This is a genomic window from Endozoicomonas sp. OPT23 (assembly GCF_009653635.1).
Classification (GTDB): Bacteria; Pseudomonadota; Gammaproteobacteria; order Pseudomonadales; family Endozoicomonadaceae; genus Endozoicomonas_A.
Window position 1 is genome coordinate 319575 of the sequence record NZ_PPFD01000001.1, and the last position, 14575, is coordinate 334149.

13 protein-coding genes are annotated in these 14575 nt (G+C 49.4%); 4 read left to right on the forward strand and 9 right to left on the reverse strand.

Annotated features, from left to right (window positions below; all coding sequences use genetic code 11):
• The first annotated feature begins 348 nt into the window (after nucleotides 1-348).
• A complete protein-coding gene (gene aceE, locus EOPP23_RS01280) occupies nucleotides 349-3006 on the forward strand; it encodes a pyruvate dehydrogenase (acetyl-transferring), homodimeric type (RefSeq protein ID WP_153764168.1) in 2658 nt (885 codons plus the stop codon).
• Between the two features lie 76 nt (nucleotides 3007-3082).
• Nucleotides 3083-5062 (forward strand): pyruvate dehydrogenase complex dihydrolipoyllysine-residue acetyltransferase, encoded by a 1980-nt coding sequence (gene aceF / locus EOPP23_RS01285; RefSeq protein ID WP_153764169.1) that lies wholly within the window; start codon nucleotides 3083-3085, stop codon nucleotides 5060-5062.
• Nucleotides 5063-5151: 89 nt separating this feature from the next.
• On the opposite strand, the gene EOPP23_RS01290 is transcribed toward aceF, so the two are convergent.
• The 4 genes from EOPP23_RS01290 to EOPP23_RS01305 all read right to left on the reverse strand — a co-directional run bounded on the left by EOPP23_RS01290 (nucleotide 5152) and on the right by EOPP23_RS01305 (nucleotide 8014).
• Nucleotides 5152-5616 (reverse strand): hypothetical protein, encoded by a 465-nt coding sequence (locus EOPP23_RS01290; protein WP_153764170.1) that lies wholly within the window; start codon nucleotides 5614-5616, stop codon nucleotides 5152-5154.
• A 253-nt stretch (nucleotides 5617-5869) separates the two neighbouring features.
• A complete protein-coding gene (locus EOPP23_RS01295; protein ID WP_153764171.1) occupies nucleotides 5870-6415 on the reverse strand; it encodes a YggT family protein in 546 nt (181 codons plus the stop codon).
• 28 nt (nucleotides 6416-6443) lie between these two features.
• On the reverse strand, nucleotides 6444-7268 hold the full coding sequence (gene proC, locus EOPP23_RS01300; RefSeq protein WP_153764172.1) for a pyrroline-5-carboxylate reductase: 825 nt from the start codon (nucleotides 7266-7268) through the stop codon (nucleotides 6444-6446).
• 44 nt (nucleotides 7269-7312) lie between these two features.
• Nucleotides 7313-8014, reverse strand: coding sequence for a YggS family pyridoxal phosphate-dependent enzyme (locus tag EOPP23_RS01305; RefSeq protein WP_153764173.1), 702 nt, complete (start codon nucleotides 8012-8014; stop codon nucleotides 7313-7315).
• Between the two features lie 144 nt (nucleotides 8015-8158).
• On the opposite strand from EOPP23_RS01305, the gene EOPP23_RS01310 reads away from it, so the two are divergent.
• Both EOPP23_RS01310 and EOPP23_RS01315 read left to right on the forward strand, forming a co-directional pair.
• The gene (locus tag EOPP23_RS01310; RefSeq protein WP_153764174.1) at nucleotides 8159-9193 is read left to right on the forward strand and encodes a type IV pilus twitching motility protein PilT; all 1035 of its coding nucleotides are present in this window, start codon (nucleotides 8159-8161) and stop codon (nucleotides 9191-9193) included.
• Between the two features lie 25 nt (nucleotides 9194-9218).
• Nucleotides 9219-10346 carry a PilT/PilU family type 4a pilus ATPase gene (locus EOPP23_RS01315; RefSeq protein ID WP_370514575.1) on the forward strand — a complete coding sequence of 376 codons (1128 nt, stop codon included), beginning with the start codon at nucleotides 9219-9221 and terminating at the stop codon, nucleotides 10344-10346.
• Between the two features lie 34 nt (nucleotides 10347-10380).
• On the opposite strand, the gene EOPP23_RS01320 is transcribed toward EOPP23_RS01315, so the two are convergent.
• From EOPP23_RS01320 to gshB, 5 genes are all read right to left on the reverse strand, one after another.
• On the reverse strand, nucleotides 10381-11250 hold the full coding sequence (locus EOPP23_RS01320) for a hypothetical protein (protein ID WP_153764175.1): 870 nt from the start codon (nucleotides 11248-11250) through the stop codon (nucleotides 10381-10383).
• Nucleotides 11222-11668 (reverse strand): Holliday junction resolvase RuvX, encoded by a 447-nt coding sequence (gene ruvX / locus EOPP23_RS01325; RefSeq protein ID WP_153764176.1) that lies wholly within the window; start codon nucleotides 11666-11668, stop codon nucleotides 11222-11224. Before ruvX ends, EOPP23_RS01320 begins: the two co-directional genes overlap by 29 nt.
• A 119-nt stretch (nucleotides 11669-11787) precedes the next feature.
• On the reverse strand, nucleotides 11788-12357 hold the full coding sequence (locus tag EOPP23_RS01330; RefSeq protein WP_153764177.1) for a YqgE/AlgH family protein: 570 nt from the start codon (nucleotides 12355-12357) through the stop codon (nucleotides 11788-11790).
• A 97-nt stretch (nucleotides 12358-12454) separates the two neighbouring features.
• Nucleotides 12455-13321: an energy transducer TonB gene (locus EOPP23_RS01335; RefSeq protein WP_153764178.1), complete on the reverse strand. Its 867-nt coding sequence runs from the start codon at nucleotides 13319-13321 to the stop codon at nucleotides 12455-12457.
• Nucleotides 13322-13514: 193 nt separating this feature from the next.
• Nucleotides 13515-14462 (reverse strand): glutathione synthase, encoded by a 948-nt coding sequence (gene gshB / locus EOPP23_RS01340; protein ID WP_153764179.1) that lies wholly within the window; start codon nucleotides 14460-14462, stop codon nucleotides 13515-13517.
• Between the last annotated feature and the right edge of the window lie 113 nt (nucleotides 14463-14575).

Sequence of the window (14575 nt, forward strand, 5' to 3'; positions counted from 1 at the left end):
ATTCACTGCTCGCCCTGAACATTCGTTCTGACTTCGGCTTGAGTGTGAATTTTACTCGCTTATGCTGAGTAAGTTTGTTTAAGACCCGGACAGTTAACATTTTATAACAGTTTGACGCTGGCGGTTTACCCTGTTTTTTCGTTAGTTTTCGCTCTCGAATCAACCCACCCCTGTGGGTTAGACAGAGTAAACTGGAATTACCCTGCAGAAACAGCCAAGGGCGGCAGAACTGGTATCTGAAGGCTAAAGTTTGTAGCAGTTGTTAAAAACAGCCGCATCAGGCTTGTGCCGCGCTCAAGGCTCGTACCACCGTGCCGAACACAGCGCTCAATCCCGGAGCAGAAATATATGCATGACATCGATCCCATCGAAACCCAGGAGTGGCTTGACGCCCTGGAATCCGTTCTGGAACAGGAAGGGGAAGATCGGGCACATTACCTGATGACCCGCTTGTCCCAGTACGCGAGGGGAAAAGGTACCCAGCTGCCCTACGCGATCACCACACCTTATCGCAACACCATTCCGCCTGAGAAAGAAGCGAGAATGCCGGGCGACCTGTTTATGGAGCGTCGTATCCGTTCCCTGGTTCGCTGGAATGCTTTGGCGATGGTTATGCGCGCCAACCAGAAAGACAGCTCTCTGGGTGGTCACATCTCTTCCTTCGCCTCCAGTGCGACACTGTACGACATTGGTTACAACTACTTCTTTCATGGTCACGAAAATGACCGTGAAGGCGATCTGGTTTACTACCAGGGACACACTGCTCCGGGCGTATACTCCCGTGCATTCCTGGAAGGTCGTCTGAGTGAAGATCAGCTGAACAGCTTCCGTCAGGAAGTAGACGGCAAAGGTCTGTCTTCCTACCCGCACCCGCACCTGATGCCTGACTTCTGGCAGTTCCCGACTGTATCCATGGGTCTTGGCCCACTGCAGGCGATCTATCAGGCGCACTTCATGAAGTATCTGGTAAACCGTGGCATGTCTCCGGAACAGAACCGTAAGGTTTGGGCATTCCTGGGTGACGGTGAGACCGACGAGCCGGAATCCCTGGGTGCTATCGCCCTGGCCGGTCGTGAAAACCTGGATAACCTGATCTTTGTAGTTAACTGCAACCTGCAGCGTCTGGACGGACCTGTTCGTGGTAACGGCAAGATCATTCAGGAGCTGGAAGGCGTCTTCCGTGGTGCTGGCTGGAACGTTATCAAGGTGACCTGGGGTCGCCATTGGGATCAGCTGTTCGCTCAGGATAAAGACGGCATGCTGCAGAAGCTGATGGACGAAGCCGTAGACGGTGACTATCAGAACTGTAAGGCGAAAGGCGGAGCCTGGACCCGTGAACACTTCTTTGGTCGTTATCCTGAAACCAAGAAGATGGTTGAACACCTGTCAGACGACGACATCTGGCGTCTGAACCGTGGTGGTCACGATCCTTACAAGGTTTACGCCGCTTACCACGAAGCAGTAAACACCACTGGTAAGCCAACCGTTATTCTGGCCAAGACCGTTAAAGGTTACGGCACAGGTTCTACCGGTGAAGCGTCCAACGTTTCTCACAACGTTAAGAAGCTGCCGGTTGAAGATCTGAAAGTCTTCCGCGATCGTTTCGACCTGCCTATCAAGGACGAAGAACTCGCTGACCTGCCTTATTTCAAGCCGTCTGCTGACAGCCCTGAAATGGTTTACATGCGCAAGCATCGTGAAAAGCTGGGTGGATTTATTCCACAGCGTCGTGAACAGTCCGACGTACAGCTGACCATGCCGGAGCTGAAACTGCTGGAACCAGTACTGAAAGGCAGTGGTGAGCGTGAAATCTCCACCACCATGGCTTACGTACGTATCCTGGCGGCTCTGGCGAAAGACAAGAGCATTGGTAAGCACATCGTACCAATCGTTCCGGACGAAGCCCGTACCTTTGGTATGGAAGGCATGTTCCGTCAGCTGGGTATCTACTCCGCTGAAGGTCAGAAGTATGAGCCAGTAGACTCCGATCAGGTAATGTTCTACAAGGAATCCAAGACGGGTCAGATTCTGGAAGAAGGTATCAACGAAGCAGGCGCACACGCTGCCTGGATCGCTGCTGCGACTTCTTACAGCTCCAACAACGTGCCAATGATTCCGTTCTACGCTTTCTATTCTATGTTCGGTTTCCAGCGTACCGGTGACCTGGCCTGGGCGGCTGGCGACATTCAGGCGAAAGGCTTCCTGATCGGTGCTACTTCCGGTCGTACTTCCCTGAATGGTGAAGGCCTGCAGCATCAGGACGGTCACAGCCATGTACTGGCTTCCACCGTACCTAACTGCATCAGTTACGATCCGACTTACGGCTACGAGCTGGCAGTAATCATTCAGGACGGTCTGCGTCGTATGTACGGCGAGAACGAAAATGTGTGGTACTACATCACCACCATGAACGACAGCTACAAGATGCCTGCGCTGCCAGAAGGCGACGATGTTCTGGAAGGTATCGTTAAGGGTCTGTACTGCTTCGAAGAAAACTCCCGTGACGGTGGTCTGAAAGTTCAGTTGATGGGTTGTGGCACCATTCTGGAAGAAGTTCGCGCTGCGGCCGACATTCTCCGTGAAGAGTACAAAATCGAATCCAACATCTGGTCTGCTACCAGCTTCAACGAGCTGCGTCGTCAAGGTCTGGATGCAGCCCGTTACAACATGCTGAACCCTGAAGCCGAGAAGAAGGTTTCCTGGGTAGAACAGCAACTGTCCGGCCGTAAGGGTCCGGTTGTAGCGGCTTCCGACTACATGAAGATTTACGCTGACCAGATTCGCGATTTTGTACCGGCTACCTTCATTACTCTGGGTACCGATGGTTTCGGTCGCTCCGATACCCGCGCCAAGCTGCGTGAGTTCTTCGAAGTGGATCGTTACTTCGTAGTTGTTGCTGCTCTGTACGGGCTGGTTAAGGACGGTGAGCTGGAAGCTTCTGTTCTGACTGAAGCTCTGAAGAAGTACAACATCGATGGCAGCAAAGCCAACCCACTGTACTGCTAATAATTAACTGCTGATGTCGTCTGATAATGACTTTCTGTGTAAAGCATGTCAGACGACATACTGAAAGGTATCCCGAATGAATGATGAAACTATCAAGATCCCGGACATCGGCAGTGGCAGTGCAGAGATCATTGAGATCTGTGTTGCGTCTGGCGATTCCGTTTCCGCCGACGACTCCCTGATTGTCCTGGAGTCCGACAAGGCTTCCATGGAAGTACCTGCGCCACGCGATGGCCAGATCACCGAGATTCTGGTGAAAGTAGGCGACAGCGTTTCTGAAGGCGACGATATGCTGAAGATGGCAGCTGCTGGCGCTGCTGCAGCTCCAGCTGTTGTTGAAGAAAAGGCTGCACCGGCTCCAGTAGCGGCTGCACCTGCACCTGTTGCTACTCCAGCCCCTGCTGCAACCAGCAGTGTTCAGGCATCTTCTATACAAGAAGTACAAATTCCTGATATTGGTGCTGAAAATGTACCGGTTATTGAAATCTGTGTTGCTGTTGGCGACGAAATTGCTGAAGAAGATTCTTTGGTCGTTCTCGAAACTGACAAAGCAACCATGGAAGTGCCTTCTCCTTTCGCTGGCGTGATCAAAGAGATCTGCGTGAAAGAAGGCGATGCCATGAATCAGGGCGACCTAGTGGTTAAAATTGAAACCACTGGTGGTGCTGTCGTAGAAGCTCCTGTTGCTCAATCGGCTGCACCTGTTGCCGCTCCTGCTTCAGCTCCGGCTGCCGCAGCACCAGTTGCCATTGCTGGCGGCGTTCAGGACGTGACTGTGCCAGACATTGGTGGAGACGACGTTCCTGTTATCGAAATCTGTGTTGCCGTAGGCGACGAAGTGGCTGAAGAAGATTCTCTGGTTGTTCTGGAATCTGACAAGGCGACCATGGAAGTACCTTCTCCTTTCGCTGGCGTGATCAAAGAGATCTGCGTTAAGGAAGGCGACAAGATGAGTCAGGGCAGCCTGATCGTCAAGATTGAAACCAAAGGTGGTGTTGTTGCCGCTGCCCCTGTTGCAGAAAGTGCGGCTGCTCCTGCAGCACCTCAGGCACCTGCTCCGGCCGCTGCACCAGCAGCACCTGCTGCAGGAAAGTCTGGAAAACCTTCCGCCAAGCAACAGCTTGAACTGGAAAAAGCCAACCGTAACTTCCACGCTGGCCCTGCTGTTCGTAAGCTGGCCCGTGAATTCGGTGTTGATCTGTCTCTGGTTAAGGGTACCGGCCCACGCAGCCGTATCATTAAGGAAGACGTTCAGGCTTATGTGAAGGCCAAGATTCAGGAAGCTAACAAGCCACAGGCTGCTGCAGTTTCCGGCGGTGCCGGCATTCCTCCGGTTCCTGCTCAGGATTACGGCAAGTGGGGCGAGATTGAAGAAGTTGCCCTGAACCGTCTGCGTAAAGTAGCGGCCAGAAACTTCCAGCGCTCCTGGTTGAACGTGCCTCACGTGACCCAGTTCGACGAAGCTGACATCACCGAGCTGGAAGCTTTCCGTAAAGCCAACAAGGCGATGGCTGAGAAGAAGGGCACCAAGCTGACTCCGCTGCCATTCTTCCTGAAGGCTGTGGCTTACGTGCTGGCTGAAATGCCTCAGTTCTGTACATCCCTGAGTGAAGACGGCGAGTCTGTTATCTACAAGAAGTACATCAACATTGGTGTAGCAGTAGATACGCCGGACGGCCTGCTGGTTCCTGTTCTGAAGAACGTTGATCAGAAGGGTATCTGGGAACTGTCCCGCGAGTGCATTGAGCTGGCTGGCAAGGCCCGTGATAAGAAGCTGAAGCCTGACGAAATGCAGGGCGGCTGTTTCACTATCTCCAGCCTGGGTTCCATCGGTGGTACTGCCTTTACTCCAATCGTTAACGCACCTGAAGTTGCGATTCTGGGTATTTCCAAAGCGGCTATGAAACCGGTCTGGAATGGCAAGGACTTCGATGCCAAACTGATGTGTCCTCTGTCACTGTCGTACGATCATCGTGTGATCAACGGCGCTGACGCAGCGCGCTTTACTTCCATGCTGGGTAACCTGCTGGCTGATATTCGTATGCTGCTGCTGTAATAATTTTTTCACGAACTTGTTATTGAAGACCCGCCCTGTTCGAAGAATATGGCGGGTTTTTTTTACTTGATGGTTAGTATTTTTTCTCTCTATTCACCCAAGCTTGATACTGGTGGTGGAGGGAATTGCCTTTTTCCTGACTGGCTCTTGGAGGCTATTGCCTCAACAAATGAGTTATCAGCTACCCGGAAACGGACACCGTTAGTATCCACTGTTTTCCAGTGGAGGGCAGGAGTAATTTGCCCTGCATTTTTCTTTTGTTGCAATGAAGTGTCTGTTTTTTCAGGCAAGATGATTGCTTTTTTTGTTAAAGCTACATCTTGCCGTTCAGTACCTGCTAATACTTTCCGCACATAATCTGTCGATGACAAAGCACCGGCGACTTTACTTTTTAAATAAGTTGCAGCACAGAGAGTGCTTTTTACAGCATATCCTAGCCACTCTCCGGTATAGCGAGTGAATTTCTCACAGTAACTTTCATGCCTGGATACTGGTCTTGAAATAGTGGTTTTTGGGCTTAAAGTCCATTCCGTACTGGGTTCGATGGAAGACATTGCAATAACTCCTGTAAGCAGCTCTTTTAAATAAAGGGAAATTGATGGGTTTCTTACAGGTAAGATTTGAGTAACTCAGTTAAGTTGCAATATCTGAGGTTAGTATCACTAACTATGCTGATAACTCGAGAGTAACCATGGCTACTTGAATTTTGTTGGGAGGCGTCAGAGGCTGGTAAGAGAAAGAACAGTTGAAAAAGACTACTGAAGCAAGGATTCCGTCACTGGAACCCTTGCTAGAGCTATATGTAAATTAGAGTGCCCTAAGAATATTATTCAGCGTATAAATCGCCAGAAGCAGAACCATTGGTGAAAAGTCCAGCCCACCCATGGGGGGAATCACTTTACGAATACGACCTGTCAGTGGCTCGGTGATTTGATACAAAAGCATCAGGCCAGGGTTATGACTGCCGGAAGCGACCCAGCTGGCAATAGCAATAATGATCAGACTGTAGAAGTAGATATTGAGGAACTGCATCGCCAGTTCTTTCAAGCTGTAAATCAGAACCTGTTCAAATGGCGCCATGCCGCTTTGCAGGGTAAGCAGCAGGTAAACCAGACCAATCTGTAGAATGACTGCCAGAACCACAGCAGCCATATCAAGACCGGCAACGCCAGGAACGACCTTTCGAACCGGATTCAGCAAAGGTGAGGTGATCTTAACAATCGCCTGGGAGATCGGATTATAGAAGTCGGCTTTCACCAGCTGCAGCAGAAAACGCAGCAGCACTGCCATAATATAAAGCCCACCTACTATTCGAATCAGATCAAGAAAAGTGGATGTGAGTACAGATGACATAATTGTCCTTACGTAAAAATGTTCTGAATTAGTCAGCCAGCTCTTCAGCCATTTCACCGGCTCGTTTTACCGCTGCTCTCATGGCTGTATCGACCAGTTGCTCAAAGCCGCCATTCTGGAACGCCTTGATTGCCTGTTCGGTGGTGCCGTTCGGAGAGCAGACTCGACGGCGCAGTTCAGCGGCATCAACATCGCTTTCTACTGCCATCTTTGCAGCACCCAGCGCAGTCTGCAAGGCCATTCGACTGGAGGTCTCTTCACTCAAGCCCAGCTCGACACCGGTTTTGGTGATGGCTTCCATAAACAGGAAGAAGTAGGCCGGAGCTGAACCCGCTACGGCGATAACGGCATCAATCAGCTCTTCACGCTCAACCCATTCGGCAATGCCAACCGCCTTGAAGATATTGTCTGATATTTCCTTCAGCTCGTCTGTAACATTGCTGTTTGCATACAGACCACTGACACCACAACGAAGCAGTGAAGGCGTATTAGGCATGCTGCGAACGATAGGCAGTGATGGATCACTCCACTGACCAAGGCTTTCAAGAGTGATACCGGCAGCCACAGAGATCAGCAGTGGTTTAGTTTCTCGCAGGGTTGGAGCAAGATCCGTCAGAACCGCTTTCATCACCTGAGGTTTAACCGCCAAGACAACAATATCAGCCGCTTTTACCGCTTCATGGTTATCGTTGGTCACCCGAACGCCGAACTCTTGTTGAATTCTGTCAGTGGTTTCAGCGGTTCTGGCTGTGGCCCAGATTTTATCTTTTGACCAACCGTTATCGATCAAGCCAGCGAAAATGCTGGTTGCCATATTACCTGCGCCAATAAAGGCTATTGTTTTGTTGCTCATTGTTGTGCCTGTAAACGCTGTTGGTTTTTATACAGCTCAGTTACTTAAGTTCTATTGGTGTAGTCTCGGGCCCCAAACAGAGCAGTACCTATTCGAACCATGGTTGAGCCTTCTTCAATGGCCGCCTCCAGATCCCCTGTCATACCCATTGAGAGCGTATCCATATCGAGGCTGAAGGTTTCATTCAACTGTTTCATGGCATCAGCCAGGGCTCTGAACGGCTGCTTCTGCTTTTCCGGGTCAGACTCTGGAGCCGGGATAGCCATCAAACCACGAAGTTTTATATTGGGCAGCTTACTGACTTCTTCAACCAGAGCCGGTAACTCGGGAAGCGTGATGCCGGATTTACTTTCTTCGCCACTGATGTTGACCTGTAAACAGATATTCAGTGCCGGTAGAGAACCGTCTCGCTGATCACTCAATCGTTTCGCTATTTTTAATCGATCCACAGAGTGAACCCATTGGAAGCTGCTGGCGATATCACGGGTTTTGTTGGATTGAATCGGGCCAATAAAATGCCAGACAATGTCATCCAGCGAATTGAGCTCCTCAACCTTACTCAAAGCTTCCTGCAGATAGTTCTCGCCAAAGTGTCTCTGGCCCAGCTCATAGGCTTCCTGAACCATAGCTGCGGGCTTGGTTTTACTGACGGCCAGCAGTGTCACCTGGCCAGTCCGCTGGCAGCTTTGCTCAGCAGTATGAATTCTTTCAAAAACCTGTTCGAAGTGACTTTTTAAAGGGGTCATCAGCCTGTACAGTAGTGCGTCATTTACGGATAACCGAAAAGTACCTGACTCGCTGGAATAATCATACTTCCAGTCATAGGGAATCGGTCGATAAAAAGATGTGCCCGGTTATTTTAACCTTGTCCGGGTTTCAGGGGGAATCTGATGGATATTACCGAACTTCTGGCATTCAGTTACAAGCAGGGGGCTTCGGACCTTCACCTCTCTGCCGGGCTGCCACCCATGATACGTATCGATGGTGATGTCCGTCGAATTAATCTGCCCGCCATGGAGCACAAACAGGTTCACGGTCTTATCTATGAGATCATGAACGACAAGCAGCGTCGTGATTTTGAAGAAAATCTCGAGACCGACTTCTCGTTTGAAGTGCCCGGAGTAGCGCGCTTTCGTGTTAACGCGTTTAACCAGGCCCGAGGTGGCGGCGCTGTATTCCGTACCATCCCCAGCAAAGTTCTGACTATGGATGATCTTGGCATGGGCCAGATCTTTAAGGATATTTCCCTTAAGCCTCGTGGTTTGGTGCTAGTAACTGGTCCAACCGGTTCCGGTAAGTCTACTACTCTGGCGGCGATGCTCGACTATATCAATGATAATAAGTACGAGCATATTCTGACCATTGAAGACCCTATAGAATTTGTTCACGTCTCCAAGAAATGTCTGGTTAACCAGCGTGAAGTACATCGTGATACCCTTGGCTTCAGCGAAGCCTTGAGATCGGCGCTTCGTGAAGACCCTGACATTATTCTGGTGGGTGAGATGCGAGATCTGGAGACCATTCGACTGGCTCTGACCGCAGCAGAAACTGGCCACATGGTATTTGGCACACTGCACACCACCTCTGCTGCCAAGACCATTGACCGTATTGTTGACGTATTCCCGGCGGAAGAAAAATCCATGGTTCGCTCCATGCTGTCGGAATCCCTTCAAGCAGTTATCTCCCAGACTCTGTTAAAGAAAACCGGCGGTGGTCGTGTAGCTGCCCATGAAATCATGATCGGTACTCCGGCAATTCGAAATCTGATTCGTGAGGACAAGATTGCCCAGATGTACTCTGCTATCCAGACCGGTGGCGCAATTGGTATGACAACTCTTGATAACAGTCTCAATGACCTTGTTAGAAAGGGTATTGTTACTAAAGACGTCGCTCGTGAAAAAGCCAAAGATCCGGATAAGTTCTAATTTCTGAGACAGAGATAAAAATTCTGTGGATATAAATCGACTTCTTAAAGCCATGGTGGATAAAAAGGCATCGGATCTTTTTATCACCGCTGGTTACCCACCCAGTTTGAAGATTAATGGTCGGGTTGTTCCGGTTAGTAAAGAACCTCTGTCGCCTGTTGCAACGCGAGACATTGTGCACGGTGTCATGGATGCTGAGCAGAAAGCGGAGTTTCAGGAAAAGCATGAGTGTAACTTTGCCATCTCTGCCGCGCGTATTGGTCGCTTTCGTGTCAGTGCCTTCTACCAACGCAATCTGGCCGGCATGGTTCTTCGTCGAATCGAAACCAAGATTCCTGAAATAGACCAGCTCATGCTGCCTCCGATCATTAAAGATCTGGCGATGGCGAAGCGTGGCTTGGTGATCTTCGTAGGGGCAACCGGTTCGGGTAAGTCGACATCGCTTGCAGCCATGGTGGGTCACCGCAACGAACATGCATCCGGTCATATCATCAGCATTGAAGATCCGATTGAGTTTGTGCATCAGCACCGCAATTCTATCGTGACTCAGCGTGAAGTGGGTATTGATACCGAATCGTTTGAAGTGGCCTTGAAAAACACTCTGCGACAGGCACCTGATGTCATCATGATTGGTGAGATACGCTCCCGGGAAACCATGGAGTATGCGCTGACCTTTGCCGAAACCGGACACCTCTGTCTGGCGACACTGCACGCAAATAATGCTAACCAGGCTCTGGATCGAATTATTCACTTTTTCCCGGCTGATCGTCATGATCAGATCTGGCTGGATCTGTCATTGAACCTGAAAGGAGTTATTGCCCAGCAGCTGGTGAGAGACAGAACCGGAAAAGGGCGTAGAGCTGCGATTGAAGTATTGTTGAACACTCCGCTGGCAGGAGATCATATTCGTCAGGGTGCTGTTCACGAACTCAAGGAACTGATGAAGAAATCCCGTGAGTTGGGAATGCAGACTTTTGACCAGGCTTTGTTTGATCTCTACAACGATGGCGAGATCACCTATGAAGAAGCCATCCTGCACGCAGACGCGCCTAATGATTTGAGATTGCTGATCAAGCTGCACTCGGAATCTGATGGTGAGCATCTGATAGAAGTGTCTGACAAACTATCGCTTCAGCACCAGCAAAGCTATTGAACCCTATATATAGGCTCGACAAGGATGTCTGGCTTTATTTTGCGCACTCACGGATAAACTTTTCCTGAAGTTCTTTTAGGTTCTCTTTTGTCATCAGAACAGTATGACTGTCTGCCATAGTTAGTTGGTTCAGACAGCGATCTTTTGCTGAGTCTGAGCTTCTGGACTGTTTTGGGAAAAGAGTAACAGACGTCAATTCTCTTTTACCTTTGAGGGTAGCTCGCTCGGTATAGTTACCAATACAGCAGAGCGCGCAGTCAGATAACCCTTTAGTAACTTTGGCCGCTTTCTCGGCAGAAAGTCCGTAGCCTATCAAAGCGCTGGCAGTTGTCCTGCGACGAATTTCGAAGGTGCCTGGTGCGATAATATCCAGCTTCTCAATACTGCCAAAACACCGATCACCACCCTCAATAGCAAGAGTCTGGGTGAGTTCGGAATCATGGTTGTTATCCAGCGATAAGCCCTGAACCAGATAAGCATGATTAAAGGTTCCAGAGCCGCCATAGTTGGCGGAATAACTCAGCAGAACCTGGCTGTTCTGCATCTGCCCGATAATCTCGTACTGTGCATAATCAGGCAGTTCCTCAAAATTTTTGGTTTTCACCTGATTGTTTTTTTCATAAGTGGCCTGCCAAGGCGTGTTTTGAGAAAAACTGTATTCAGCAAATCGCTCCTGGCAATCATCCAGATCAATTTTTCCGGGTGACATCTTACTGTCGAGGCTTAACAGCCGGTCCAGGCAGAGTGGGTTAATGCTGCTTGAGAGAGGAGCTGATGAGGCGCTGCCGGGGGATGTGTTGTCGACAGCCATAGAGGTATAGACTGACAACAACAGGAGTGGCAGTAATAGTAGTAATAAAAAAGAAAAAAACTGGCTAGCTATCGAGGACGGAATTGTTTTCATCGTTCATCCAGCCTTCCAGAATAATCTGGGCTGCCATCGCATCAACCGGGTTGGAGCCATAATGGCCTTTATGGCCGAGTTTTCCAGCCCAACTTTTGGCTTCAAATGAGCTCAGCCGCTCATCTGCTTCATAAAAGGGCAGATTAAAACGACCATGCAGGCGTTTTCCGAATTTTCGTGCTCGCAGCGACATCTGGGATTCAGTGCCATCCATATTCAGAGGAATACCAACGACAACGGCATCCGGCTGCCACTCCTCAATGATCTTTTCCAGCTCATTCCAGTCAGGAATGCCATCTTTTGCTCTCACTGCCGGTAAGGCAGAGGCTGTTCGAGTGATGACCTGACCGATAGAGATACCAATATTCTTGGTACCAAAATCAAAACCCATAATAGTTTTCAATGATTTTTCTGTCATTCTTTCTCAGTCGTCTTTTACTATGAAAATGCAGTCATATCAGGGACTCTAGCTATCTTCATATTTTGTGGAGAAGGTATTCTCTGCTAACGGCATTGCTTGCTTTATGCTGTTTCGGATCAGGCGTGACCAACCTGATCTGACATGAGCTGCAGGTTAACACCAATCAGGCTGGCAGCGGCATCGAGTCTGTGGTGGAAAGGTGTATCAAAAATAATGTCGTTGTCTGCTGTACAGGTTAGCCAGGAATTATCCGACATCTCCTGTTCCAGTTGTCCTTTACCCCAGCCGGCATAGCCAAGCGCAATCATGGCATCTTCCGGACCTTCGTCGTTGGCCAGAGCAAAGAGTATATCTCTTGAAGACGTCAGTTGAAGACCATTATTGATTCTAAGAGAGGACTCCCAGCGAGACTGACCTGAATGAAGAACAAATCCCCGCTCTTTGGCTATAGGACCACCTGAAAAAACAGTTTCCGGGCTTCTTGAGCAAATGTCCGGCTCTTCAATCCCAATTTGGGCAAATACCTCATGAAGCTTCAATTCGGTAGGGCGGTTAATGATAATGCCCAGTGCTCCGTCATTACTATGCTCACAAATCAGGGTTAGGGTTTTGGCAAAGGAAGGGTCTGCCAGTCGGGGCATGGCAATCAGAAAATGGTTTTTGAGACTTTGAGTGATACTGCTCATCAGCGCAGTATCAGGCTAAAAACAGTAATTGGCAAATTTTCAGAGGAAGAAACTGGTACTTGTATTTAAGTACCAGTTTTATGACGAGCGTGTGCTATCAATTGCTTAGCAAGCGGTCGCCTTTTTCAAATCGCCAAGTACGAATGATTTCAACGATGTCGTAATCTTTCAGATCAGTACTGAAGGCTGAATAAGGCGCCGACAAACGCACGATACGAATAGCGGCATCATCAAGTACCTTGTAACCGGAAGACTCCAGTATTTCGACATTGGCCAGCGTACCATCATTGTTGATGGCGACTATCAGGCGCAGTTCACCGTACAGTTTCTGTTGCCGGGCCTTGGCCGGGTAGTTCAGGTTGCCAATTCGTTCAACTTTTCTGCGCCAGGCTTCTTTGTAGTACGCTCCTGGTTCCTGCATGGTAGAAGCAGCCGTCAGTCGTTTAATTCTAGGACGCTTGGCATATTCCTGTCGTTGCTGACTGAACTGAGCTTCAAGGCTGGCGATTTCCTGTCTGAAATCGATGCGCTTTCTGGGCTCAGCATTTGATGGTTGTTCTATAGAGAGCTTTTCAATCTTCAGGGTTTCCCTGACTTGTTTCTTGCTCTCTCCACGAGTAACCAGTTGTTTGGTTTCCTGCTTATCTACCTTGGGAGCAGAGGCTTCCTGAGGTTTCAGCTGGACGTCGTTGATCTTGTTATCTTGGAAGTCAGCCTTACGGTTGGTAGACGGTGCAGCCTTCTCATCAAGAGAGCCACTGCCCTGTTGATTCAACTGGGCCAGATAATCAGCGTCTTTTGGTTTTTCCTGACTCTTATAGGTTGCAAGAGTCACTTCCAGTGTTTTAGGTGGTGCGGCCTTCTCTTCAAGCCCGAAGCTGATACCCAAAACGACGACAGCATGAATCGCTGCTGCCATGAACAGGGTAAAGCCTAAACGATCTGTGGAGGAAACGGTCGTCATCGACACTTATAGCCTCTTAAATACTGCATCCCGGACTTTTTCTGGTCTTCCTTATCGCTTCGCTGAAAATATGCTTTTGCGATGCACTCTGATGCGAACATCAGGCTGCTAAGAAGTCCTTTCGTTATCGTTATTTATAATATCCATGATAGGAACGAATAGATATTCGCCCCTTCACAAAATCTTTACTCTATCAGGACAGTTTTTCTTCAATCTTGTCCATCAGCATGTCACCAATACTGATACCAAACTGGTCGTCCAGTTGTCGAATACAGGTCGGTGAAGTGACGTTGATTTCAGTGAGGTAATCGCCGATAACGTCCAGCCCCACAAATAACAGACCTTTCTCTTTAACGGCAGGTGCTACCTGACTGGCAATCCAGCGGTCTCTTTCAGAAAGTTCACGGCCTGCACCTGTGCCACCGGCTGCCAGGTTGCCACGGAATTCACCATCTTTTGGAATACGGGCCAGAGCGTAAGGCACTGGTTCACCGTCAATCAGCAGGATACGCTTGTCGCCATCGGTGATCTCGGGAATGTACTTCTGGATCATGGCTTGCTGCTGACCGTGGTTGGTCAGTGTTTCAACAATAACATTGAAGTTCTGGTCGCTGGCACTGGTACGGAAAATGGAAGAACCGCCCATACCATCCAGAGGTTTCAGAACGACATCGCCGTGTGTTTCAGCAAACTCTTGCAGCAAACGAGCACTGCGCGCCACCATAACCGGAGGTGTGCACTGTGGGAAAAGTGTGGCAAACATCTTTTCATTGCAGTCACGGATGCTCTGAGGCTTGTTAACGATCAGAGAGCCTTGCTGTTCGGCCTGCTCCAGCAGATAGGTGCTGTAGATGAACTCCATATCAAATGGAGGATCCTTACGCATCAGAATGACATTCAGATCCGCCAGAGGCCGTTCCTGACGCTCCCCCATTGAATACCAGTCTTCCGGATTGTACCGGGCTTCCAGTGGGCGCATGCTGCCGTACGCTGTACCTTCTGACTGGTATAGGTCTTCCTGCTGCATGTAAAACAGTTCCCAGCCTTTCTTCTGTGCTGCAACCAGCATGGCCAGAGTACTGTCTTTGGTGTAACTGATGGACTCAATTGGATCCATCACGACGCCCAGTTTGATAGTCATGGGTTATCCGTGATTCGAAAAATATGAAAGACGGAGTTTATCGTTTATTGGCGCAGGCTTCGAGTCGGAGGGGTAAAGGAGTAGAAAAGAATGGATGAGGCTCAGAAAAATAG

What these genes read in the sequence shown, in the direction of transcription:
- aceE (WP_153764168.1), top strand. Translation starts at nt 349, where the DNA reads ATGCATGACATCGATCCCATCGAAACCCAGGAGTGGCTTGACGCCCTG.
- aceF (WP_153764169.1), top strand. Translation starts at nt 3,083, where the DNA reads ATGAATGATGAAACTATCAAGATCCCGGACATCGGCAGTGGCAGTGCA.
- EOPP23_RS01290 (WP_153764170.1), bottom strand. Translation starts at nt 5,616, where the DNA reads ATGTCTTCCATCGAACCCAGTACGGAATGGACTTTAAGCCCAAAAACC.
- EOPP23_RS01295 (WP_153764171.1), bottom strand. Translation starts at nt 6,415, where the DNA reads ATGTCATCTGTACTCACATCCACTTTTCTTGATCTGATTCGAATAGTA.
- proC (WP_153764172.1), bottom strand. Translation starts at nt 7,268, where the DNA reads ATGAGCAACAAAACAATAGCCTTTATTGGCGCAGGTAATATGGCAACC.
- EOPP23_RS01305 (WP_153764173.1), bottom strand. Translation starts at nt 8,014, where the DNA reads ATGACCCCTTTAAAAAGTCACTTCGAACAGGTTTTTGAAAGAATTCAT.
- EOPP23_RS01310 (WP_153764174.1), top strand. Translation starts at nt 8,159, where the DNA reads ATGGATATTACCGAACTTCTGGCATTCAGTTACAAGCAGGGGGCTTCG.
- EOPP23_RS01320 (WP_153764175.1), bottom strand. Translation starts at nt 11,250, where the DNA reads ATGAAAACAATTCCGTCCTCGATAGCTAGCCAGTTTTTTTCTTTTTTA.
- ruvX (WP_153764176.1), bottom strand. Translation starts at nt 11,668, where the DNA reads ATGACAGAAAAATCATTGAAAACTATTATGGGTTTTGATTTTGGTACC.
- EOPP23_RS01330 (WP_153764177.1), bottom strand. Translation starts at nt 12,357, where the DNA reads ATGAGCAGTATCACTCAAAGTCTCAAAAACCATTTTCTGATTGCCATG.
- EOPP23_RS01335 (WP_153764178.1), bottom strand. Translation starts at nt 13,321, where the DNA reads ATGACGACCGTTTCCTCCACAGATCGTTTAGGCTTTACCCTGTTCATG.
- gshB (WP_153764179.1), bottom strand. Translation starts at nt 14,462, where the DNA reads ATGACTATCAAACTGGGCGTCGTGATGGATCCAATTGAGTCCATCAGT.